17 protein-coding genes are annotated in these 24401 nt (G+C 48.9%); 5 read left to right on the forward strand and 12 right to left on the reverse strand.

Going from position 1 to position 24401, the window contains the following annotated elements:
- The first annotated feature begins 31 nt into the window (after positions 1–31).
- On the forward strand, positions 32–310 hold the full coding sequence (locus ACN0S4_RS02055; RefSeq protein ID WP_417656065.1) for a helix-turn-helix domain-containing protein: 279 nt from the start codon (positions 32–34) through the stop codon (positions 308–310).
- Between the two features lie 64 nt (positions 311–374).
- On the opposite strand, the gene greA is transcribed toward ACN0S4_RS02055, so the two are convergent.
- The 12 genes from greA to grpE all read right to left on the reverse strand — a co-directional run bounded on the left by greA (position 375) and on the right by grpE (position 18228).
- Complete coding sequence (gene greA, locus ACN0S4_RS02060; RefSeq protein WP_417656066.1) at positions 375–851, reverse strand: transcription elongation factor GreA; 477 nt, start codon at positions 849–851, stop codon at positions 375–377.
- Positions 848–4072 carry a carbamoyl-phosphate synthase large subunit gene (gene carB, locus ACN0S4_RS02065; protein WP_417656067.1) on the reverse strand — a complete coding sequence of 1075 codons (3225 nt, stop codon included), beginning with the start codon at positions 4070–4072 and terminating at the stop codon, positions 848–850. The genes greA and carB overlap by 4 nt, the downstream gene beginning before the upstream one ends.
- A 2-nt stretch (positions 4073–4074) precedes the next feature.
- Entirely contained in the window at positions 4075–5214 is a 1140-nt protein-coding gene (carA, locus tag ACN0S4_RS02070) for a glutamine-hydrolyzing carbamoyl-phosphate synthase small subunit (protein WP_417656068.1), read from the reverse strand.
- A 186-nt stretch (positions 5215–5400) separates the two neighbouring features.
- On the reverse strand, positions 5401–6186 hold the full coding sequence (dapB, locus tag ACN0S4_RS02075) for a 4-hydroxy-tetrahydrodipicolinate reductase (protein WP_417656069.1): 786 nt from the start codon (positions 6184–6186) through the stop codon (positions 5401–5403).
- Between the two features lie 92 nt (positions 6187–6278).
- Entirely contained in the window at positions 6279–7514 is a 1236-nt protein-coding gene (locus ACN0S4_RS02080; protein ID WP_417656070.1) for a dicarboxylate/amino acid:cation symporter, read from the reverse strand.
- A 95-nt stretch (positions 7515–7609) separates the two neighbouring features.
- Positions 7610–8419: a M48 family metallopeptidase gene (locus tag ACN0S4_RS02085; protein ID WP_417656071.1), complete on the reverse strand. Its 810-nt coding sequence runs from the start codon at positions 8417–8419 to the stop codon at positions 7610–7612.
- Between the two features lie 99 nt (positions 8420–8518).
- Positions 8519–9661: a molecular chaperone DnaJ gene (gene dnaJ / locus ACN0S4_RS02090; protein WP_417656072.1), complete on the reverse strand. Its 1143-nt coding sequence runs from the start codon at positions 9659–9661 to the stop codon at positions 8519–8521.
- 111 nt (positions 9662–9772) lie between these two features.
- Positions 9773–11692: a molecular chaperone DnaK gene (gene dnaK, locus ACN0S4_RS02095; RefSeq protein ID WP_417656073.1), complete on the reverse strand. Its 1920-nt coding sequence runs from the start codon at positions 11690–11692 to the stop codon at positions 9773–9775.
- A 157-nt stretch (positions 11693–11849) separates the two neighbouring features.
- Entirely contained in the window at positions 11850–13481 is a 1632-nt protein-coding gene (locus tag ACN0S4_RS02100) for a tryptophan halogenase family protein (RefSeq protein WP_417656074.1), read from the reverse strand.
- A 121-nt stretch (positions 13482–13602) separates the two neighbouring features.
- Positions 13603–14391 carry a hypothetical protein gene (locus ACN0S4_RS02105; protein WP_417656075.1) on the reverse strand — a complete coding sequence of 263 codons (789 nt, stop codon included), beginning with the start codon at positions 14389–14391 and terminating at the stop codon, positions 13603–13605.
- 99 nt (positions 14392–14490) lie between these two features.
- Positions 14491–17454, reverse strand: coding sequence for a TonB-dependent receptor domain-containing protein (locus ACN0S4_RS02110; protein WP_417656076.1), 2964 nt, complete (start codon positions 17452–17454; stop codon positions 14491–14493).
- Between the two features lie 153 nt (positions 17455–17607).
- Positions 17608–18228 carry a nucleotide exchange factor GrpE gene (gene grpE / locus ACN0S4_RS02115; protein ID WP_417656077.1) on the reverse strand — a complete coding sequence of 207 codons (621 nt, stop codon included), beginning with the start codon at positions 18226–18228 and terminating at the stop codon, positions 17608–17610.
- 198 nt (positions 18229–18426) lie between these two features.
- Here grpE and nadK point away from each other — a divergent pair, with 198 nt between their 5' ends.
- From nadK to ACN0S4_RS02135, 4 genes are all read left to right on the forward strand, one after another.
- The gene (gene nadK, locus ACN0S4_RS02120; RefSeq protein ID WP_417656078.1) at positions 18427–19314 is read left to right on the forward strand and encodes an NAD(+) kinase; all 888 of its coding nucleotides are present in this window, start codon (positions 18427–18429) and stop codon (positions 19312–19314) included.
- A gap of 76 nt (positions 19315–19390) precedes the next feature.
- Entirely contained in the window at positions 19391–21058 is a 1668-nt protein-coding gene (gene recN, locus ACN0S4_RS02125; protein ID WP_417656079.1) for a DNA repair protein RecN, read from the forward strand.
- 155 nt (positions 21059–21213) lie between these two features.
- The gene (locus ACN0S4_RS02130) at positions 21214–21564 is read left to right on the forward strand and encodes an outer membrane protein assembly factor BamE (RefSeq protein ID WP_417656080.1); all 351 of its coding nucleotides are present in this window, start codon (positions 21214–21216) and stop codon (positions 21562–21564) included.
- 49 nt (positions 21565–21613) lie between these two features.
- The gene (locus tag ACN0S4_RS02135; RefSeq protein WP_417656081.1) at positions 21614–24388 is read left to right on the forward strand and encodes an insulinase family protein; all 2775 of its coding nucleotides are present in this window, start codon (positions 21614–21616) and stop codon (positions 24386–24388) included.
- Positions 24389–24401 lie beyond the last annotated feature (13 nt).

Here is a 24401-nt window from a genome sequence, read left to right on the forward strand (position 1 = left end):
CAATTCACAACTAGCTCAAGCACTATACATAATGGACAACACAGAAATCAAAAAGGAATTAGCGAAACGTGGGTTTGACTACTCGATGCTGGCAGCAGCATTACAGAAGAGTCCGTCGTTAGTGTCGAAAGTTGCTGCCCGCAAAGCACGCTCACAGGTTGTTGCGCAAGCCATTGCTAAAGCTATCGGTAAGCCGATAGAAGAAGTCTTTCCAGATATTCATGCTTATCATAGTCCCGTCGTTAGTGCTGAACTCAAACAACAAAAACAAGCCGAATTAATTGCGTTACTCAATGATCGTGACGCATAAAAAAGCCCGCTTCAAAAGCGGGCTCTATATATTTTACTGTTCACTGTTCACTCTTTTCTAGCTCTCACAAATACTCGACCTTCACTACTTCGTACTCCACATCACCACTGGGTGTGCTGACTACGACCGCGTCATCGACTTGCTTGCCAATCAACGCGCGAGCAAATGGCGAGTTCACAGAAATCAGATTCTGCTTAATATCTGACTCATCATCTCCCACAATCTTGTAGGTCACTTCTTTATCTGTGCTGGTGTTGTACACCGTCACTGTTGACCCGAAGATCACTTTACCTTGGTTTGGAATCGTCGTGATATCGATGATCTGCGCGTTCGAAAGCTTCGCTTCAATTTCTTGAATGCGTCCCTCACAGAAGCCCTGCTGTTCACGCGCCGCGTGATATTCAGCGTTTTCTTTCAGGTCGCCGTGCTCACGCGCATCGGCGATTGCCTGAATGATACGCGGACGATCTTCAGATTTAAGACGCTTCAATTCTTCTCGCAGCATTTCAGCGCCGCGAGAGGTCATGGGTATTTGATTCATGCTGATGCAACCCTTTTATGCAAATCTTGTAGCGAGTTCACTCGCGCACGGTCGTCAGCAGTATTCGCCTTCACCGTCGCAAATGCTGCATTTAACGTGGTGGTGTAAATCACTTTATTCAAGAGTGCTTCACGACGAATATAAACCGAGTCTTCGATAGCTTGACGACCTTCGACGGTATTGATGATGTAACTGTACTCACCATTTTTAATGGCATCAACAATATTCGGTCGGCCTTCTTGTAACTTGTTCACAACTGAACACTCAAATCCGGCTTCGCCGAGCAGTTTCGCAGTACCGCGAGTCGCTTCTAAGGTAAAGCCTAAGCCAATCAATCCACGCGCTAAATCAAACAATCGAGCTTTGTCACCGTCGCGTACCGACAGGAGTGCTTTACCGGCTTTGGCTAAGGCTTCGCCTGCACCTAAGTTAGCTTTGGCATAAGCTTCTTCGAAACTTTCACCAACACCCATCACTTCGCCCGTGGAGCGCATTTCCGGACCACGGATTGGATCCACACCTTGGAACTTAGCGAATGGAATAACCACTTCCTTCACCGAGAAGTAAGGTGGAATCACCTCTTTGGTGTAGCCCTGCTCTGCTAATGATTGACCAACCATGACGCGAGCGGCAATCTTCGCCAATGGCACGCCTGTTGCTTTGGATACAAAAGGTACCGTCCGCGCTGCGCGTGGGTTCACTTCAATCAGATAGATATCATCTTCTTTGATCGCGAACTGCGCATTCATCAAACCGTTCACGTTAAGCTCAAACGCGAGCTTGCGCATTTGGTCACGTAACTCGTCTTGAATTTTCTCACCCAGTGAATATGGCGGTAACGAGCATGCGGAGTCACCGGAGTGAACGCCTGCTTGCTCAATGTGTTGCATGATGCCACCAATAAGTACATCACGACCGTCGCAAATGGCATCGACATCTACTTCAATAGCGTTGTCGAGGAAGCGATCCAGCAATACTGGTGCGGAGTTCGAAACTTTTACTGCGTCAGTCAAATAGCGCAACAAATCGCTCTCATCGTAGACGATTTCCATTGCCCGGCCGCCCAATACATAGGACGGACGAACCACGAGTGGATAACCAATTCGCTCCGCTTCACGCAGCGCATCATCAATTTTCGTGACTGTTGCGTTCTCAGGCTGCTTCAACCCGAGGCGGCGCACCGCACCTTGGAATCGCTCACGATCTTCCGCACGGTCAATCGCGTCTGGTGAAGTACCAATAATGGGAACACCATTGGCTTCAAGTTCACGTGCCAGTTTCAATGGTGTCTGACCACCGTACTGAACAATAACGCCCTCTGGCTTTTCAACCCGGACAATCTCAAGCACATCTTCCAAAGTAATAGGTTCGAAATACAGTCGGTCTGACGTGTCATAATCCGTTGATACAGTTTCTGGATTACAATTCACCATGATGGTTTCGTAACCATCTTCGCGCAACGCCAATGCGGCGTGCACACAACAATAATCGAATTCGATGCCTTGGCCGATGCGGTTCGGTCCGCCCCCAATGACCATAATCTTCTTACGGTCGGTTGGCGCCGCTTCACACTCTTCATCGTAAGTAGAGTACATATATGCGGTATCTGATTTGAACTCAGCAGCACAGGTGTCAACGCGTTTGTAGACCGGTACCACATTGAGATCATGACGACGACGGCGCACTTCGCCTTCAGCCACATCTAACAAATCAGCAATGCGTTTGTCAGCAAACCCTTTACGCTTCAAGATACGCAATACTGGCTCGGTCAAACCGCTCATGCCGAGCTTCTGAACTTCAGCTTCCAGCAAGACAATTTCTTCAATTTGTATGAGGTACCACTCGTCGATACGCGTCAGTTCAAAGACTTCGCGCACACTCATACCGAGACGGAAAGCGTCAGCAATGTAGAACAGACGCTCAGCACCGGGTTCTTTTAATTCACGAATGACTTTGCCACGCGCACCGCGGTCGTTGATGTCGACAATAGGATCAAAGCCGCTGACACCAATTTCGAGGCCACGCAATGCTTTTTGCAGTGACTCTTGCTGATTACGGCCAATCGCCATGACTTCACCCACTGACTTCATTTGCGTCGTGAGGCGGTCATTACAGCCGGCAAACTTCTCAAAGTTAAACCGCGGAATCTTGGTAACCACGTAGTCTAGTGCTGGTTCAAAAGACGCTGGGGTGACACCACCGGTGATCTCATTCTCCAGTTCATCCAGGGTGTAACCGACCGCTAATTTTGCAGCAACTCGCGCAATTGGAAAGCCGGTAGCTTTCGAAGCGAGCGCAGACGAGCGCGACACGCGCGGATTCATCTCGATAATGACCATGCGTCCAGTATCAGGGTCGATACCGAATTGCACGTTAGAACCGCCTGTTTCAACACCAATTTCGCGTAATACAGCCATCGCTGCGTCTCGCATCAATTGGTACTCTTTATCGGTCAGTGTTTGCGCAGGCGCTACCGTAATGGAGTCTCCCGTGTGGATGCCCATCGGATCTAAGTTTTCAATCGCACAGACAATAATGCAGTTGTCATTTTTGTCACGCACCACTTCCATTTCATACTCTTTCCAACCAATCAATGACTCATCGATGAGCAGTTCTTTGGTTGGTGATAGATCTAACCCACGGCGACAAATTTCTTCGAATTCTTCGCGGTTGTAGGCAATACCGCCACCACTTCCACCCATCGTAAATGATGGCCGAATAATGCAAGGGAAACCAAGCCGCTCGAGAATCTCAAAGGCTTCGGTGAGGTTGTGGGCCACTTCTGCATTCGGCGTTTCAAGCCCAATAGCTTTCATGGCTTTGTCAAAACGATCGCGGTCTTCCGCTTTATCAATCGCGTCAGCATCCGCGCCAATCATTTCAACGTTAAATTTGTCCAAGACACCGTGTTTATCGAGCTCTAACGCGCAGTTCAGTGCAGTTTGCCCACCCATCGTCGGTAATACCGCATCTGGACGTTCAATTTCGATGATCTTGGCAACGACTTCCCAATGAATCGGTTCGATGTAGGTCACATCGGCCATTTCAGGATCGGTCATGATGGTCGCTGGGTTCGAGTTGACCAAGATAACGCGATACCCTTCTTCACGAAGCGCTTTACACGCCTGCGCACCTGAATAGTCGAATTCACATGCTTGCCCAATCACAATCGGGCCGGCGCCAAGAATCAGAATACTTTTTAAGTCGGTACGTTTTGGCATAATTAGTGGCTCATCAATTCGATAAAGTGGTCAAACAGCGGAGCTGCATCGTTCGGGCCAGGACTCGCTTCAGGGTGCCCCTGAAAGCTGAATGCTGGAACATCCGTGCGGTGAATACCCTGCAAGGTATTATCGAACAGAGATTTATGGGTCACCTTCAGAGTGTCAGGAAGATTCGCTTCATCCACCGCAAAACCATGATTTTGGCTGGTGATCATGACTCGTCCCGTGGCCAAGTCTTGTACCGGGTGGTTGGCGCCGTGATGACCAAACTTCATCTTCACGGTAGTCGCGCCACTGGCTAACGCCAGTAATTGGTGGCCAAGACAAATGCCGAACACCGGGATATCGGCGGCGATAATCTCTTTAATTGCGGTAATCGCGTAATCACAAGGTTCAGGGTCACCGGGACCATTCGACAAAAATACACCGTCTGGTTCCATCGCTAACACTTCTGCAGCCGGTGTTTGCGCCGGCACGAGCGTCACTTTGCAACCGCGGTCAGCTAACATCCGTAAAATATTACGTTTGCAGCCATAGTCATAGGCAACGACATGAAACTTGGGTTCTTCGAGTGTGCTGAAACCATGGCCAAGCCGCCAACTTTGTCCCGTCCACTCCACTGGCGTTTTGATAGTGACTTCTTTCGCCAAATCCATTCCCTTCAATCCAGGGAATGCGCGGGCTTGCTCTAACGCTGCATCGACATCGATGTCACCGGCCATGATGCAACCATTTTGGGCACCTTTTTCGCGCAAGATTCGGGTCAGTTTACGGGTATCAATATCAGCAATACCGACCACATTGCGCTGGCGTAAGTAATCACCCAGTGATTGTTCCCGACGGAAGTTACTCGCTTTCAGCGATAAGTCACGGATGATGAGGCCTTTTGCCCAAACCCGATTGGATTCTTCGTCTTCGTGATTGGTGCCGTAATTGCCAATGTGGGGATAAGTGAGAGTGACGATCTGTTCAGCATAGGAGGGGTCGGTGAGAATTTCTTGGTAGCCAGTCATTGCGGTGTTAAAAACTACTTCACCAACTGCGCTACCTCCGGCACCAATTGCAGTGCCGTGGAAAACAGTACCATCGGCAAGGACCAAAATGGCCTTACTTGCTGAATGGCTCGCTAGAATACTCAAGGCTAACCTCCGTACATAAAAAAACGGGTGAATCAGTACTGACTTCCCCGTTGATTACCTTGCTCCAGCTTGAACTTATAACCTGCCGGAGTGCGCGTTTTCAGCTTACCAGCATGAGCTAGCAAATTGGCGATATGTTACAGAAATTCTGCGCTGTCGTCTAGCCGATTTTGCAGGCGTTTTAGCTTACTGAGTGCCTCGTATATTCACGTCTAAAACGTCACTCATTTGATAGAACCCGGCTGGCTGACCGGCTAACCAACGTGCTGCATGGACAGCTCCAGCAGCAAAAACTTGTCGATTACTGACACGGTGCGTGAGTTCGATGCGCTCACCGGCATGTACCAGATATACCGTATGCTCACCGATGATATCGCCAGCGCGGATGGCAGCATATCCGATAGAACCTTGTTTGCGAATGCCATTTCCACGCACTCCAGCACTCACTGCGGCATGATCTTGCTGACGCCCTTGTGCTGCTGCCTGTCCTAATAATAATGCGGTACCGGACGGCGCATCGCGTTTGGCACTATGATGCGCTTCAACAATTTCAATATCAGCATCGGGCAATGCGCGGCTTGCGAGTGTGACCAATTCCTTTAACAAGGTCACACCAAGACTGGTATTCGCTGCATACAACACTGGAATGCGCTCCGCAGCTTCATGTAACTGACTCAGGTGATCGTCCTCAAGACCAGTGGTACACACCACCAATGGCACCCGTAAACGCAATGCAGTAGCACTATTCTCCGCCAATGCGGACGGTAACGAGAAATCAATCAGGGCATCTACTTGCTCGGCTTCAAGGTCTTGTGCGGTCTGGTACTGCAACTCGTCGGTTGCGAGTGCACCAAGTCGACTCGACTGTGCATGCACAATCGCAGCGCCAGCACTAACGCCAGCGGTATCGTCTAATTCGCGCAATACGGCCTGCCCCATCCGCCCCGAGGCGCCAAAGACTCCAATTCTCACGTATCTCTCCCTAACTGATAGTAAACAGTGAAAAGTGTACAGGAAATAGAAAAGGCCAAGCAAAAGACAAAACCCAAAAAGAGCGCTCTTTTTTAGGGTTTAGGTTTGCTGTTCCCTATTCCCGGTTCACTTTTTACTAGCTTTTCGCGTCCTAGGAGTGTCGCTATTGCCATATCTCCTGACACGTTCGTTGCCGTCCGAATCATATCAATCACCCGATCAATCGCTGCAATGAACGCAATACCTTCCAGTGGTAAGCCAATGGTATTTAGGGTCACCGTCAACATGACCATGGCGGTTCCAGGTACCCCGGCGGTCCCCACGGATGCTAGTGTCGCTGTCAGCGTAATTAACACATAATCCATCCACTCTAGCGGTATTCCATAGAGTTGTGCAATAAAGATTGATGCAATGGCCGGATAGATGCCACCGCAGCCATCCATGTTGATGGTCGCACCCAACGGCAATACAAAGCCAGCATAGCTCTTGCTGACGCCCAACCGTTCGGTAATAGCAGTATGCGCAGCCGGAATGGTGCCAAAACTGCTACACGTGGTGAACGCAACCACTTGCGCCGAGAACACCGCTTTAAAGAAATACCACGGTGACAATCCAGCTAGTTTTACGATGGTGCCATATACCAGAACGATGTGGAGCAAACACGCAAGATAGATGGCTCCAATAAAGGCTGCTAGTGGCCATAAGCTGCTCAAACCATAACTGCCGACCGTCCAAGCCATTAAACCTAGCACACCAATTGGCGTTAATTCGAGTACCCATTTGGTGATCTTGAACATCACCTGAGCGCCACCTTGAACAACAGCGCCAAGCGGTGCAGCAACCTCACCAACTGCATTGATAGCCATACCGACGAGTGCCGCGAACACAACAATTTGCAGGATATTCCCATCTGCGAGTGAGGCAAATGGATTCACTGGAATGAAGTTCAGGAACACGGCCGCAGGACCTGGCACGTCTTTCGGCACGTAATCAGGTTGTGCGACTAACTCACCTTGCGGCGCAATATCGAGCAGGCTGCCAACGGACAAGCCAATTAAGCTGGCAATCACAGCTGTTAACAGGAACATGCCAATCGTCTTGGCACCCAGTTTTCCCAGTCCTTCGCCGCCTTGTAATTGCAGGATGGCACTAACAATCGCAGTTAGAATCAGCGGCGCCACAACCATCTTGATGGCATTGATGAACAGCGTACCAAGTGGCTGCAAGAGTACCGCTACATCTGGCTGGATCACGCCAATCCCGACACCCAATACAAAAGCACCCAGCACTCGCTGCCAGAATGGAATTGCGAACCAAGCTTTGATCATAAATAAGAGTCCAACTGCTGCAGTGAAAAGCAAAACGCCCACTCTAACAATCGTGGGCGCCGCAGAAAAAGATCAGTTTGCTCTTAGATATTCCGTTATGTTGGCTTCACACAGTTGGGGCGACCGCCCTCTGAAATCGCTCTTTGGTAGGTAGCTTGTACCTCTGAACGATAAGCTTCGAGCGCATCAATGCGCGTTTGCGGTGACGGATGCGTCGATAAGAACTCTGGAGGGTTGGCACCAGCTTGTGCCGCCATGTTGCGCCACAATTGCGCCGCACCTGCTGGGTCATAGCCAGCGGCAGCCATATAATCCATTCCCAATTGGTCAGATTCGGATTCATGAGTTCTGGAGTAAGGCAAAATATAAAGCAGTTGAGTACCGACACCTAAACTCGCCATCACAATAGCTGCAGTATCACCCTCTAGCTCTTTCCCCACCCAAGCGGCACCGAGACTCAAACCCAATCCAGCAGCAACTTCTGATGTCATCCGCTCATTCCCATGCTCGGCAATCACATGGCCAATTTCATGCCCAATGACCGCGGCGAGTTGGGCCGGTGTCTCGGCAACGTCAATCAGTCCTGTGTAAACACCGATATTTTCACCCGGTAGCGCAAATGCATTCACTGCTTCATTGTCAAAAACAGTGACTTCCCATTTTAAATCGCGCCAAGGTTGTGGTAACACCGCAACTAAGTCATCGGTGATACATTGCACATACCCAATCAGCGCTTGGTCGCTACTGACTTTCTCTTTATCTTTGATTTGCGCGTAGCTTTGGTTGCCTAAAGTCGCCATTTCATCAGAAGAAAACAGCTTAAACTGGCTGCGACCAGTGGGTGATTGGGTACAACCAAACACTAACAACGCTGACGCTGCTGCAAGTCCAATCGATTTCCACATACTGCTCTCCTAATGCTACGCAAAGGTAAACTGTTCACTGTTCACTGTTCACTGTTCACTGTTCACTGTTCACTGTTCACTGTTCACTGTTCACCAGATTTAGTTCGTTAAATCATCGAAAAACTTACGAACTCCGTCGAAAAAGCCCTGCTCTTTCGGCCGATACTTCGCCGCTTCTGCGCCCGTACCCATCGAATCATTCAACTGCTGGAGCAAATCTTTTTGCTTATCCGACAGATTCACGGGTGTCTCGATAACCACCTTACACATTAAGTCGCCGACAGCACCAGTGCGAACGGAGCGTACGCCCTTGCCACGCAGACGGAACAACTTGCCTGTTTGCGTTTCCGCCGGAATCTTCAATTTCAGCTTCCCATCTAACGTGGGAACTTCAATCTCGCCACCGAGCGCCGCCGTGGTAAAACTCAACGGTACTTCACAGTATAGGTTATTGCCATCGCGCTGGAAGATTTTGTGCTCGCGTACATGCACTTGTACATAGAGATCGCCGGCTGGTGCACCCATTTCCCCTGCTTCGCCTTCGCCGTTTAAACGAATTCGATCACCGGTGTCGACACCCGCTGGGATTTTCACACTAAGAGTCTTGGTTTTCTCAACGCGTCCATCACCATGACAAGTACGGCATGGATCTTTGATGATTTTGCCGCGACCACGACAATGTGGACAGGTTTGCTGAACCGCAAAGAACCCTTGGCGCATTTGAATCTGTCCAGCACCATGACAGTGACCACAGGTCTCTGCTGACGAGCCTTTGCGCGCGCCGGAGCCGTCGCAATCGTCACAGGATGTCAATTTCGGAATCTTTAACTCAACTTCTTTACCGCGTACGGCTTCTTCAAGCGACAGCTCCAGGTTGTAGCGTAAATCGGAACCACGCTGCGCCTGCGCGCGGCCGCGACGACCGCCACCACCGCCGAAAATATCGCCGAAGACATCGCCAAAGATGTCAGAGAAGTCAGCGCCGCCGCCACCGCCGCCAAAGCCACCTTGGCCTTGCTCGAACGCAGCATGACCGTACTGGTCGTAAGCAGCACGCTTCTGCGGATCCATCAGTACTTCGTAGGCTTGTTTTACTTCTTTAAACTTGAGCTCGAGGTCTTTGTCGCCTTTGGTGCGGTCAGGATGGTATTTCATCGCCATCCGCTTGTAGGCTTTCTTTATCTCGCGCTCATCAGCACTTTTGCTGACTCCGAGTACTTCGTAGAAATCTGGTTTCGCCATAATCTTGCGTCATCCACTCAATTACTTTGTGTTCATCGCATACAAACACACGGAGGCCACCTGTGCGGCAACCCCCGTGCGCTTTAGACCCAACTCCGCGCGGGAGTAGGATTATTTTTTCTCGTCTTTAACTTCTTCAAACTCAGCGTCAACCGCGTCGTCGTTGCTTTGCTTCGCTTGCCCATCTTCGGCACCACCCGCATCAGCCTGTTGAGCTTGTTGCTGGGCTGCTTCCATGAGCTTGCCTGAGGCTTCGATCAACGCTTGTTGCTTCGCTTCAATCGCTTCTTTGTCGTTGCTCTTCACCGCGGCTTCGAGCTCATTGATGGCTGCTTCAATACTTTCTTTATCAGCAGCCTCTAAGTTGTCACCCACTTCAGCGAGTTGCTTCTTGGTGGCATGAGCGAGACTATCCGCTTGGTTACGAACTTGGACCATCTCTTCAAACTTGCGATCTTCTTCTGCGTTTGCTTCCGCGTCACGAACCATTTTTTCGACTTCATCGTCGCTGAGACCAGAAGACGCTTTAATCGTGATCTTCTGTTCTTTGCCTGTATCTTTGTCTTTCGCCGATACATGCAAGATACCGTCCGCATCAATATCGAAAGTCACTTCAATTTGCGGCACGCCACGTGGAGCTGGACGAATGCCTTCTAGGTTGAACTGACCCAGTGATTTGTTATCGCTGGAACGCTTGCGCTCACCCTGCAACACATGAATCGTTACTGCCGACTGATTGTCGTCTGCCGTTGAGAATGACTGTGACTGCTTGGTCGGGATAGTCGTATTTTTGTCAATCAACTTCGTCATGACACCACCCATAGTCTCAATACCTAGAGACAGTGGCGTCACATCTAACAACAACACGTCTTTTACATCACCTTGCAAGACACCCGCCTGCACTGCTGCACCGACAGCAACCGCTTCGTCAGGGTTGACGTCACGACGTGGCTCTTTGCCGAAGAAATCAGTGACGGCTTGCTGTACTTTCGGCATCCGCGTTTGACCACCGACCATGATGATATCTTGGATATCGCTCACCGACAGGTCGGCATCTTTCAATGCTTGCTTCACCGGTTCCAGTGACTTCACAATCAGATCTTCAACCAAGCTCTCGAGCTTCGCACGAGTTACTTTAATGGCTAAGTGCTTCGGACCTGTGTTGTCTGCAGTGATATACGGCAGATTCACTTCGGTTTGTTGTGCTGATGACAATTCAATCTTAGCTTTTTCAGCAGCTTCTTTTAGACGCTGCATGGCCAGTGGATCTTTACGTAAGTCGATGCCTTGGTCTTTATTGAACTGTTCAACCAAATAGTTGATCAAACGGTTATCAAAATCTTCACCACCGAGGTGTGTATCACCATTGGTCGCGAGAACTTCAAAGGTATGTTCGCCTTCGACTTCATCAATTTCGATAATCGAGATATCAAACGTACCACCACCTAAGTCATAGACAGCAATAACGTTGTCGCCAGACTTCTTGTCCATGCCATAGGCAAGTGCAGCAGCAGTTGGCTCGTTAATAATACGCTTCACTTCAAGTCCGGCTATGCGACCCGCATCTTTGGTGGCTTGGCGCTGAGCGTCGTTGAAATAGGCAGGTACCGTAATAACCGCTTCCGTAACTTTCTCACCGAGAAAATCTTCCGCAGTCTTTTTCATTTTCTTCAGAACTTCAGCTGAAATTTGTGGTGGCGCTTTGCGGTCACCATTAATTTCAACCCAAGCGTCGCCATTGTCTGCACCGACAATTTTGTATGGCATGATATTGAGGTCACGCTGTACTTCTTCATCTTGGAAGCGACGACCAATCAGTCGCTTGATGGCAAACAGCGTATTGTTTGGGTTTGTGACCGCTTGGCGTTTAGCTGGGCTACCTACCAAAATTTCGCCGTCATCGGTGTACGCGACAACCGAAGGAGTGGTGCGATCACCCTCAGCGTTTTCAATCACTCGAGCCTTGCCGCCGTCGAGCACAGCAACACATGAATTGGTGGTGCCTAGGTCGATACCGATAATTTTACCCATAATTCGTCTCCAACTACCTTTAAACTAAAATGTGGCTTGTTAACTCTGATATAGGGTGTCGTTTGAGTATTTCAACACCCAGTACAGGGTTATTTTTCACGATGCCTACTTAATGGGGCTGGCATCGTGAAAAACAAGTTAGAGACGAAAATATTTTTTACCAGCCGTGCGGCCGATAAGCGGTTTGGTAAGGCTGCATACCCATGACACGATGCAACCAAATATGATGCGGAGGCAGTTTCTGACGCGCCTGTTGTAACCGTTGAATAATTGCAGGATGTACTTTGGTCGGCGGTCTATTGGTACCGAACCAACGATCACACTCGTCTTTCAAAAACTCCATGCCATACAAAATGCATTCGTAACTCTCGTGGTTCCACAAGCCACCCGTGTCGACTGCTGGACGCATATCCCCACCTGTTAACTCAGCTGCTTGTGGTTGCTGCGACATACCCATAAACCATTGGTCCTGAAAGTCGTGTTGCGTCGGCGGTTTCACCTTCCAAAATTCAAACTTAGCTTTCAATCGATCATTGATATGTTCGGGTTGTTGAACGGTTCGCCAGAACTCCGTATCCGTTCGCTTGGTGAGGCAGTAATGCATATTGATGAAATCAAGAATTTCGTAAAAGCGGTTCGACATCACACGGTTGTAGCGGCTCGCTAACACCTCCATGCCATGCTCATCCCAAGGGAAATGCTCAGCCAATAGCACAGCACCCAAATCACTTAAATACAAACCCGTAGACTCGAGTGGCTCTATAAATCCACCCGCGAGGCCGATGGCAATGACATTGCCAGACCAGATTTGCTTGCGCCGCCCCACTTTAAACGGAACAAACCGAGCATCCAGATTATCGGTGTTACCACCTTGGTATGCGCGTAATTCGCGCTCCGCATCCTCTTTAGAGATAAACGCACTGGAGTGCACATAGCCCACCGACCGGCGATTGCTCATCGGAATGTCCCACACCCAGCCATTAGATAGCGCTGTTGCTGATGTATAAGGCCGAATCATGCCGGGAAAATGTGTGTCATACGGCACATGCATCGTCACCGCACGATCACAGAGCAAATATTGGCTGCAGTCTTCAAAACCTACGCCCATTTGCTTTTCAATTAGAAGCGCACTGAAACCTGTGGAGTCGACAAAAATGTCCGCTTCGATCTCACGACCCTTGTCGGTCGTAACCGAAGCAATCCGATCACCTGATGCTTTTTTGACTTCCACCATATTCTCAAGCGTATGCACCACGCCCCGAGCTGTTGAGAAGTCACGCAAATAATCCGCAAACTTTTGTGCGTTCATATGATAGGCATAATTGAGCGGCGCACCCATATCCCATTCACCGAGCATTTTCGGCGATAAACCCCACTCACAAATAATGGGTTGTGCCGAGCACGTTTCCATAAATGGAATACTTTGATCGCTCGCTAGCCAATCGAGGCCGGCACGCTCGAGCGGATGTATGCGCATGCTTGAGAACGGATGATGATAAAACGATTTGTCGTTATGAACCCAATTGGTATACCGAATCGATTGCTTGAACGTTGCATCACAAGCCTTCATAAAATCAAATTCGTTAATACCTATGGCTGCGAGTAAATGCTTCATCGACGGAATAGTGGCTTCACCCACTGAAATGCGCGGTGTGTCCGGCGACTCAAGCAACTCAATGTCGACACGCGAATTCTCACCCCGTTGATTCAGCGCTGCGTTCAAATATGCAGCAGCCATCCAACCGGCCGAACCGCCTCCGACAATTAAAATTTTACGACGCTTATTCATAACTTCCCTCTTATTCTTGTTATTTATGAGGTTATTTAGCTTCTCGAACCTTATTGTTCATCCCTGTCCGCTATCTGTTCCCTGTTCACTATCTATTCACTATTCACTATTCACTATTCACTTAATAGTATCCCAACAGTCGGCGCAGACCCGGCGCTGCATATTCAACCAACTGTTTCTGAATGTCCGGTAATTCATTCGGAATTTCGAACGCGGTATTCTTTAAATTGTCGCGATAGGTTCCACTCTGCTCTCGATCAGAACCTGTTTCCACACGTTCACGCCAGTCGCTCGGCCATTCTGGCAAATTCAAACCGCTTAGTAGCTCTTTGAAATAGATTTCTGCTTCGGGTTTATCCAGTGCTTTGAGATGTTTAATGACATCCTCGTAGCGCACCAATTGAATCCCTGTCCCCAACCATGCAGTGGCGTTGTGCGTGAAAATTTCGGACAGCGTCGGCGCTTTTTGATAAATGCCGAAAATCATCATGTTCAGTACTTCTTCGACCGAGACTCGACCACTCTTCAGATTCTCCATATTGCCCTGAAAATTATCTGAGAGGAAGAATCGAGCGCGGGCTAACACCCAATCAAAAGGATCTCGCACTACCACAATATGTTTCACATGGTGCAAAGCCATCGCAGAAGTATCAGAGAATAGCAAATGCCCCCAGCTCAACTTCGGTTGCGCTTGGTCGAATGCCTTTAAATGTTGGTTTAAGACAGGAATTTGGATGAATTGCTCGTGGTACTGTTGGTCGACTGGAACGAACATCCGAAAAATATTGCGCAGCAGATGGGTTCCACACTTAGGCACCGAATTCAGGAATACCGGTTGCTCAAGCCGATGTTGTTGGAAGTTTTCGTTGAGCTCGTTCAGGGTATCCGGTTTCGCTAGTACGCGAGGCATAATCAGGACTCTTTATATTTAAAATGAAGACTATTCAGTATGCCGGAAAATAAAATGCCGACAAGACGTCGGCATTTTAGATTCACGGATTAACCGAGATTAGAACTGATAGGACAAGTTCAAGAATACACGGCGACCCAACCAGTCATACTGACTGTAGAATGCTGTGTTACCTAAACGAGTAACCCCACCGATAGAGCTGGCTTTTGGTGGCTCTTTATCGAAGATATTCGCCACACCTAAAGTTACATCCAGACCTTCATCACGGAATTCTTTCGTTACCGACAATGCGTGATAGATCACTGCATCACTTGCTAGAACAACACGTACTGGGTTGCCGAACAATGTTGCATCATCTCGGTAGTCGCCTAAACCATAACGTTCATGGTTCGATACTGAACCAATGTAGCGTGCAGTCCAGTTCAACTCCCAATCGTCTTTGATCATCGCAGCACGGAAGTTGCCAACGTGCTTAGGCGCACCAAACTCACCAACGCGATCGATTACGTCACTCTCAGCAAACAACTGGCTTGAAGACTCAAGCTGCACTGTGTGCTCATAGGTGAAGTTGAAATCCGCATAGTCGGTTTGTAGTGGATAGTTGAACTGGAAGTCGACACCTCGGCTAACCTGAGATGCGATGTTCAAATAACCACCACGTACTTCTTCAATGCGGTTATCAGTCGCGTTACGGAAGAACTGGTCACACAAAGGTTCGTTCTCGAAGTCTTCTGACGCATAACATTGATAAACAATTGCACCAGCTGAGAGTAAGGTTACCTCGCCATCAATTTCGATTTCAAAGTAATCTACGCTAGCGCTGAAGTCAGTCCATTCTGGAAGCCAGACTAAACCAGCTGTACGTGCAGTTGATGTTTCAGCTTCAAGCTGACCCGCACCACCACCAGAGAATACGGTGACAGAAATTGCGCCGCCACTGAAGTCGCCCGGTAGACCTTCAGCCGCACAGTTATCGCGAACGATTTCCGCTAAGTTACCGTCTTCAAACTGTTGCTGATAGTTGATACATGGATCGACTGAACGTTGCGTCGTGAAGCTCGATTGGTTGTTCAAGTAGAGTTCATATAGAGCTGGTGAACGGAATGATGTACCTTGCGATGCACGCACACGGAAACCATCTGCAATTAACCAGTTGATTGCCGCTTTATACGTAGTGTCACCACCGTATGAAGATACATCGGTATAACGACCCGACATAGTCAATTCAAGACGCTCTGCAAACGGCGCATCGCGTAACAATGGAATGCTCAACTCACCGAAAACTGCACGAGTGTTGGCTTTACCGGCAGTAATACCTGCTGATGAAGAACCCCACGTATTTGCATTCAGAGTGTGTTCCCCTGGGGTGTCCACAATCTCATCTTGCTGATACGACAAACCGAATGCTGCACCTACGGTACCTGCATCCCATGTCCACAGGTCACCTGTAATGACAGCTTCAAACGTGCGTTGGTCGTACACAGTGTTACCTGTTTCAGTACCAAACAAGAAATCGCGAACTTCACCGGTGATATCACCCGCTAGGAAACCTGGGTCTAACCAAGGCACATCAATACAATCAACGCCACGGTATGAAGTCGTTTGACCTTCACAAGAACCAGTTGAGAAGTTCCAATCATAAATAGCATCGCCATAAATGATTTTGTTCATGTATTCGCCATCGCTGCGACTGTCTTGGACGTTGATATCCCAGAACCAGTCGCCGAGGTAGCCTTCAGCACCGACTACGAAACGACGGTAGTCCACGGTGATTTCAGCACCTGAATGGTCAGTAATTGCTGTTGGTGAGAACCACTGTGCACCTGTCCAACCCTCGGACAAAGAGTTACCTGCAAAGAAGTTTTCGTTGTACTGATAGTTCCAGAACTGACGATAGCCGTTGGTAGTTGTTTTACGGCGGTTCAACAAGACTTCACCGTACAACGTCGCAGTGTCAGAAACCCAATATTCACCAGTAGCGAATAAAGTACCGATTTCTTGCTCTGGCGATAAGCTTTCTAAATCTTGGAAAGGATGGTCAGCGTTAGCAACACCGAACGACGGTTGGTCGTAAGCAACTGGGAACCAGCCTTCTGGCGTGCGCATGTCTTCTGGGTCATTGGCAGTGTCGTTGAAACTTGGGACATACTGGCCTAAATCACCATCATAATCGAACTGAGCTAATGCACCACCTGGTACGTTGCTGTCTGACGCATAGTCATAAATCCACACGTGACCCCATAACAGGTCATTACAATGGAAATCGCCAGTGCGCGGGTCAACAGTATCTGCACGTGCGCCAGTGTCTGGATCAAACACATAGTTTTGCGCACAGTTAAAGAAGTCACGGTCGCCCATGGCCAGTTCGTTGATTTTGTTAAAGTCAGCTACTACTCGGAATGAACCGTTGTCATAGCTGCGACCAAACGTACCGTTGATACGTAAGGTTTCACCACCAGCTTCAGTCGGCTGGCTAGTATTGATGTTGAAGTTCGACTCGTCACCTTGTTTGGTGATGATGTTCACAACACCGGCAACCGCGTCAGAACCATACAAAGATGAAGCACCATCTTTCAGAATTTCGACCTGTTGCACTGCTGACAACGGCATGATGTTCAAATCGAATGCCGATACCTGTCCGCGCGTACCAGCAGGACCGATACGACGACCGTTCAAGAGTACTAGAGTACGGTTTGCACCTAAGCCACGCAGTGACAAGGTCTCAGTACCGGTACCACCAGCGGTAACAAACGCTGTTGAAGCGGCTGCAGTAACCTGGTTAGAACCAGCCGCAACGGTCGATGCACGCAGCAAATCACCCAAGGTAACCATACCTTGGCTAACCGCTTCTTCGGCAAGAATAATTTCAACTGGGGCAGCCTGATCGAGACCGTCGGTACGAATACGAGAACCTGTTACCTGAATTCGCTCCTGCGCTTCTTCCGCATTTGCTTCATCGTTAGTGCTCTCATCCTGTGCTTGTACGCTGAACGCTGTACCAGCGACAACACAGCCGATCGCGTACGCGAGACGGCTGCGCTTCCACTCTGAAGAGATAGTCATAGTTTATAAGCCCTTGATTTCTTGGTTATTATTTTGTCAGGGGTGTGTGGAACTTCTGGCACATACTGAACCCCATCACCTCGATATTAACCAAGAGGGCTGAAATTACAACTAAAAATTTGAACTTTACTGTTAACTTTGGGTCATCAAACCCTAATTTTTCACGATCATCACCATCGCCGGACGCAACAGTCGACCATTTAAAGTGTAACCCTTCTGCAGTACCGCAAGGATAGTGTTGTTTTCGCGATCCGGAGCTGCTTGCATCGACATCGCCTGATGCAACTCTGGATTGAACACCTCACCTTCCGCCCCGACTGGCTGCACATCAAAGCGCTGCATGGTATTCAGTAGACCTTTATAAGTAAGCTCAATACCCTCAACAAAAGCTTTATCAACAGCTTCTGATTGCTCAGCTACCGTCAGAGCACGTTCAAAGTTATCGAGTGTAGTCAGTAAATCCTGAGCGAATTTCTCGAGCGCAAATTTGTGTGCTTTCTCAACATCAGCAGATGCACGTCGACGCACATTTTCCATTTCAGCGACCGCACGAACAGCACGCTCATTGGCGTCGGCGTGCCCGCGTTCTGCTTTCTCTAAGGCTAACTCAAGTTCCGCTACGCGATCATTGAGTGCTTCGCCTGTGTCATTTTCTACGTCATGTTGCTCAGCGGCCTCTGCGGCGTTCGGGTTCTCGACAGTCTCAGGTGCCAGCTCATCCGTTTGCTCGGTTGTAGGTTGCTCTGCCGTAGGTTTTGATTCGTTCGTGCTCATAAATTAAATACTCATATCTGTGTAGCTATTGAAAGCAGTTGTGATTCATTCCAAATTCACGTTAATCTTTCTAACAATGAGCGGGCCAACTTCAGTGACAGCTGCCCCACTAGGCTAATCGGAAAGATGGGGGCGTCAACCCGGCTTTCAAGAGTGCTTTCGATAATTAATTCGTTGCTTAGATTGAAAGGATCAACCATGAGCAAATTGGGTACACAGTTTCAACGCATTGCTCTGATCGGCAAAGTCAATCATGACGCCACTCGTGACACCCTGCAGCTACTCGAGCGCGAGTTACTGGCCGCCAATTATCACGTTGTTATCGAAAGCCGCACCGCCAAACAACTCGGTTCTGTTGAAGCGCAAGTGTTGCCGTTGGACAAACTCAATGGCAACACCGATTTAGTCGTGGTAGTGGGTGGCGACGGCAATATGCTGGGCGCAGCTCGTGTGCTGTGCGATGCGAATCTCGCTGTGATTGGAATTAATCGCGGGAACTTGGGGTTTTTAACAGATATTGATCCCGACCACGCATTGGCACAATTACTCCCTGTCATCGAAGGTCACTATCAAATAGAAGAACGCTTTCTGCTCAATGCAGAAATTATGCACGATGGAAAGTCCTCCATGGTCGGCCGTGCGATTAATGAAATTGTTCTCCACTCAGACAAAGTCGCACACATGATTGAGTTTGAGGTCTTTATTGATGACCATTTTGTATTCAGCCAGCGTTCTGATGGCTTAATTGTTAGCACCCCAACTGGCTCGACGGCCTATTCATTATCCGGGGGCGGACCTATTTTAACTCCCGCACTCGATGCTATTTCATTAGTGCCGATGTTTCCGCACACCCTCAGTAGCCGCCCGATAGTAATTCCAGCGACTAGCATCGTGCAATTACGCACCGCGCCAGATAACGATTTACTGCAAATCAGTTGCGATGGACACAAGCGAATGAAAGTGCAGCCAGGTGACCATATTGTCATTCGCAAGCATCCGCATCAGCTCAAGCTAGTCCATCCTACCGACCACAGCTATTACCGAGTCCTACGCAATAAACTCGGCTGGGGTAGCCGACTCTTTTAAATTTTATTGGCTCTCTTGAAATACTGTATAAATACTGTATAACTACTGTATGCACAACCAGTACCTGAGGTGAGCCATGTTAAGCCAATTACACATCCGCAACTTTGCTGTCGTTCGTCAACTCGATATCGATTTCACTCAAGGCATGACCGCTATCACCGGCGAAACCGGCGCAGGTAAATCTATCGCTCTTGACGCACTTGGCCTATGTTTAGGCAATCGAGCAGACACCGAATGGGTCCGCGCGGGCAGCGACAAAGCCGAAGTCGTCGCCGCGTTTACACTCACCACTGACTCCCCTGCATCAAAATGGTTGGCACAGCATGAATTAGAAGCCGATGGCGACGACTGTGTCGTCCGTCGCGTCGTTACCGTTGAAGGCCGTTCAAAAGCATGGATTAATGGTTACCCGGCTACTGTAGGTCAATTACGCGAGCTCGCACCGCTGTTAGTGAATATTCATGGTCAACATGAACATCAATTATTGACCCGAGCTGATCACCAACTGGCTATTGTCGATGGCTATGCTCAGCATGCCGCATTGCTGGATACCGTGCGCACGTCCTATCAGCGTTGGTATCAACTTCGTAAGCAACAAAAAACATTGGCACAACAAAGTTCAGATGTGCAATCACGGCACGAACTACTTGCTTATCAAGTGCAAGAACTTGATGAATTTGCTCTGGCAGAGGGTGAGTATGAAATTATCGATCAACAGTTTAAACGTGCTGCCAATAGCGCTGCTTTGGTCGAGGACTCTAGCTTTGCACTCAATGCCTTGTTTGATGGCGAGCACAACAACGCGCATGGCCTCATTCAAACGGCGTTATCGCGGCTTGAAGCACAGTTGGACGTGGATGCGGGACTAGCTCCAGCAGTCCAATTATTGCGTGAAGCGGGTGTTCAAATTGAAGAGGCAGCTCGGGAATTACGGCATTATCATGAGCAAATCGAAATTGACGATGAACAATTACATCAGCTTGAGCAACGCGTAACGACTGCCGTCAAGCTGGCTCGCAAACATCAAGTTGAGCCTCATCAACTGGCTCAGCACCATGCGGCTTTGAATGCTGAACTCAAAACACTTGAAGACCAACAAGTTGATACTGAGCAACTTGACGCAGACGTCAAAGCGGCCGCGAGCCACTATCGTCAAGCGGCGGCGAAACTATCAACAAGCCGTCAGCAAGCAGCAAAACGTCTGAGCAAAGAAATTGTGCAATCGATGCAGCAATTGAACATGCCTCATGCACAGTTTCAGATTGCGGTGGATGCAGATGAACAATCCCCTGCAACGCCAATTGGCACCGACACAGTGCGTTTTCTAGTGAGCACCAACCCAGGACAACCCATTCAAGCCATGGCCAAAGTTGCCTCCGGTGGTGAGCTCTCACGTATCAGTCTGGCTATTCAAGTAATCACCGCAAGTCATCTGAGTACACCAACGTTGATGTTTGACGAAGTCGATGTAGGTGTCAGCGGTCCAACCGCGGCGGTGGTAGGCAAGTTATTGCGACAACTCGGAACCACCAATCAGGTCATTTGTGTGACACACCTGCCGCAAGTCGCAGCCAAAGCACATCAGCAGTTTCAAGTGGAGAAGTCGTCGGATGGACACTCTACAGAGACCTTTATTACCGCACTGTCGAACGAACAGCGCGTCATCGAATTAGCTCGGTTGCTTGGTGGCGATACCATCACTTCGGCAACCAAGGCCAACGCGGCAGAGTTACTCGCTTCGTAATTCGCTGAGCCGTGCTTGTGAGTAATGGTTGAACTTATCAGTTTTATCGAAGTCAATCTGTCGTTGAGGCTGGTCATCATCTCAAGCATTGGCTATGATGCACCTCGTAGTTCATTCGTTACTCGTTCGCCGAGAAATAAAATATAGTAGGACCCATGAGAAGTTTAATTATCGCTAGTAGTCTGATCATCCTAAGTGGGTGTTCCGTATTAGATAGCATGGTGTATAAAATCGATGTTCCACAAGGCAATTATTTGGAACAACGTGACATTGATCAGCTCCGTGTTGGCATGAGTAAAGCACAAGTCGAGTATGTTGTTGGTGCTCCAGTAGCAGCCAACCCGTTCGAGAACGATGTTTGGTATTACGTATTTGATATGAATTCTGGTAGCGGCGATGGCGACTACAATCGCAAGGTCACGCTCACGTTTAAAGATGACAAGCTGGTCTCATATGAAGGTAGCTTTGACCGGCCGAAAAATTTCGATACCCCGCTGGACCAATAGCTGCTCAATGGCTTGGCGCGGGTAGCGCTAAGCCAACATCAGGAGCTCTATGGCATCCACGACTGCGCCGGCATCTGCCGAAAGGTGCGTACAAAGCATCATCAAAAGCCCGACGGATCATCGAGATTATCGAATTATTCGATTATCGAATGGCCTTCGTTGTGCCCTAGTTCACGATGCAAAATCTCAACAAGCAGCCGTGTCGACCGCCGTCCACGCCGGTCATTTCCATGATCCACAAACCGCCCAAGGGCTGGCTCATTTCCTTGAACACATGCTGTTTTTGGGAACGGAAGAGTTTCCAGAGCCTGAAGACTATCAACACTTTGTCAGCCAGCATGGCGGAAGTCATAACGCATGGACTGGAACCGAGTACAGTAACTATTATTTCAATATTGACCCTGAGTTTTTAGAACCCGCATTAGATCGGTTCATTCGTTTTTTCTACCAACCACTCTTTTCACAAGATTGGATTACCAAAGAGCTGCAATCGGTCGAGTCGGAATTTCAGCTCAAGCGCAAGGATGAGCTCCGCCGTCTTTATCAAGTTCATAAAGCGACGGTCAATCCAGCGCATCCATTTAGTAAGTTTTCCGTAGGGAATCTCAACACCCTGCAAGACACCGCAGACAATCCCTTACGGCCGCGACTACTAGAATTTTTCAAGACATGGTACCGTCCCGACCGAATGACCCTGGTCATCATTGGCCCACAGTCTCTCGAGCAACTCGAAGCATTGGCGCTAAACTATGGCGGCAGGATTCCCGCCGCACCACAACCGTTGAGCGAGCCGACCATCATTAGCACTTCTTTGTATCTGCCTTCGCAAGTGGGTGTGGAACTACAAGTTCGTCCATTAAAAGCTGCCAAACGATTAATTCTGACCTTCGCGCTGCCAAGTATTGACCGAGATTACGCTCACAAAACAACCAGTTTTATCGCACATATTCTCGGTGATGAAGGTCCCGGCAGTTTGTTCTCTGAGCTACGGCATCGACACTGGGTCAACTCATTGGCTGCAGGCGGTGGCATGAGCGGTAGTAACTTCAAAGATTTCAATATCAACATGCAGTTGACGGAGCAAGGGCTGAAACATGTAGACGACATCATTTGTGATGTTCTGGCTCTGATTCGAAAGGTTGCCGCAGAAGGGTTAGAGGACTGGCGTTATCGTGAGCGACAACTCTCAGTCAGCCAAGCGTTTCGCTTTCAGGAGCCAGCCCGCGCGAGTGACCTCGCACCTCAACTGGCAGTGAATATGCATCATTATCCAAATTGTGACCTCATTTTTGGGGACTATCGCATGGATGGTATCAATGCAGCCTTTGCTCGTGAACTATTCGAGTGCATGCAACCCGATAACATGCGAGTCACCCTTATTCATCGACAGGTCGAGACCGATCAGCATGAGCCGATTTACGGTACTGATTATACTATCCAGCCACTCAACGAGAAACGGCTCGAGCGCTTCCGGTCAGCCCAACAGACCACTGCGGAATTGCCCAAAAAGAATCGATTTATTACCGACCAACTCGAGACCCAACCTCTGCTCGATGATGAACTTGTTGAGCAACCACAGTTCGAAGCAGTCACTCCAGGGTTGCGGTTATGGCACTGGCATGACCCTGACTTTCGGGTGCCGAAAGCGCATATTTATACCTGCTTCTATTTGCCTAAAATGGTTGCTACACCGGCGAATTTTGCCTGCGCTCGACTGTGGAGTGAGCTGCTACTTGATGGTCTCAATGAGACTTGTTATGACGCCGAAGTAGCTGGACTCCATTTTAATATTTATCCGCAACAACAAGGGTTGACCCTGCACATTTCAGGCTTATCTGCTGCAACGGTGCCACTAGCGGTACAAATTATAGCTGAGCTCAAGACGATGCGTTTTGAGCAAAAACGGTGGCAAGAATTACGGCAGAAACTCATTAATAATTGGCGAGCGGCTATGACCAATAAGCCAATGAACGTCTTGTTTTCACGGCTAAATATCTCGCTACAACCCAATACTTATGCGGTCTGCGATTTAGCTGACCACTTAGAAGCAATGACCTTCAATACTTTTGAGGACTGGCTCAACACAGCTCTTGAGCCGATTAACGCCGATGTATTTGCTCACGGTGATTTACAGCGCCAGCAACTGGACGATTACATCCATGCGCTCACGGACCAGTTAGCACTGCACAATCGAGTTGAACAAGCGGACTTGAAACCGACTTCTTTTACTGAGTTGAAGGTGCAACCCAAAGCGAGGTTGTGTGCATCATTGGTGACATATCACCAAGAACAGGCGTCTATTCTCGCGTTGCAAAGTTTTACCCAAGACTTGCCTGCACAAGCAGCGTATTTATTGCTCAACCAATTGATGAGTCCAATACTCTTTCACGAGCTACGAACCGAACAGCAATTGGGGTACGTGGTCGGCACCACCTATCTGCCCATCCAGCAAGTGCCACATTTATTGTTATATGTGCAATCCAGTCAATATGACGCTGATCACTTGAATGCCGCCTTGGTCGAGTTTATTGAGATATTTGCTGAACAACTGGAGACACTTCGTCCAGCGGACTTTAAACGGGCGCAGCAGGCCATACTGGCGCAGTTGGTAGAAAAGGACACCAATCTACGTGTCCGCAGTCAGCGCCTGTGGAGCTCAATCACACAAAACGATCATGAATTCAACCGTTTACATGAATTAGGAATCGCAATAACGAATTGGCAACATTCTTCCTTTATTCCTTTCGCACAGCAGTTACTCAGAAATGAAGAGCAACAGCTGCTAATCAGCACAATGCCGAAGAACTTTGACACCGACAGCTGAATTGTTTAACTTA

The sequence above is a fragment of the Pseudidiomarina aestuarii genome (genome assembly GCF_048263735.1).
Lineage (GTDB): Bacteria > Pseudomonadota > Gammaproteobacteria > Enterobacterales > Alteromonadaceae > Pseudidiomarina > Pseudidiomarina aestuarii_B.

Bases quoted from the DNA above. Each gene is read 5' to 3' on its own strand.
- ACN0S4_RS02055 (WP_417656065.1), top strand. From the start codon at position 32: ATGGACAACACAGAAATCAAAAAGGAATTAGCGAAACGTGGGTTTGAC.
- greA (WP_417656066.1), bottom strand. From the start codon at position 851: ATGAATCAAATACCCATGACCTCTCGCGGCGCTGAAATGCTGCGAGAA.
- carB (WP_417656067.1), bottom strand. From the start codon at position 4,072: ATGCCAAAACGTACCGACTTAAAAAGTATTCTGATTCTTGGCGCCGGC.
- ACN0S4_RS02080 (WP_417656070.1), bottom strand. From the start codon at position 7,514: ATGATCAAAGCTTGGTTCGCAATTCCATTCTGGCAGCGAGTGCTGGGT.
- ACN0S4_RS02085 (WP_417656071.1), bottom strand. From the start codon at position 8,419: ATGTGGAAATCGATTGGACTTGCAGCAGCGTCAGCGTTGTTAGTGTTT.
- dnaJ (WP_417656072.1), bottom strand. From the start codon at position 9,661: ATGGCGAAACCAGATTTCTACGAAGTACTCGGAGTCAGCAAAAGTGCT.
- dnaK (WP_417656073.1), bottom strand. From the start codon at position 11,692: ATGGGTAAAATTATCGGTATCGACCTAGGCACCACCAATTCATGTGTT.
- ACN0S4_RS02100 (WP_417656074.1), bottom strand. From the start codon at position 13,481: ATGAATAAGCGTCGTAAAATTTTAATTGTCGGAGGCGGTTCGGCCGGT.
- ACN0S4_RS02105 (WP_417656075.1), bottom strand. From the start codon at position 14,391: ATGCCTCGCGTACTAGCGAAACCGGATACCCTGAACGAGCTCAACGAA.
- ACN0S4_RS02110 (WP_417656076.1), bottom strand. From the start codon at position 17,454: ATGACTATCTCTTCAGAGTGGAAGCGCAGCCGTCTCGCGTACGCGATC.
- grpE (WP_417656077.1), bottom strand. From the start codon at position 18,228: ATGAGCACGAACGAATCAAAACCTACGGCAGAGCAACCTACAACCGAG.
- nadK (WP_417656078.1), top strand. From the start codon at position 18,427: ATGAGCAAATTGGGTACACAGTTTCAACGCATTGCTCTGATCGGCAAA.
- recN (WP_417656079.1), top strand. From the start codon at position 19,391: ATGTTAAGCCAATTACACATCCGCAACTTTGCTGTCGTTCGTCAACTC.
- ACN0S4_RS02130 (WP_417656080.1), top strand. From the start codon at position 21,214: ATGAGAAGTTTAATTATCGCTAGTAGTCTGATCATCCTAAGTGGGTGT.
- ACN0S4_RS02135 (WP_417656081.1), top strand. From the start codon at position 21,614: ATGGCATCCACGACTGCGCCGGCATCTGCCGAAAGGTGCGTACAAAGC.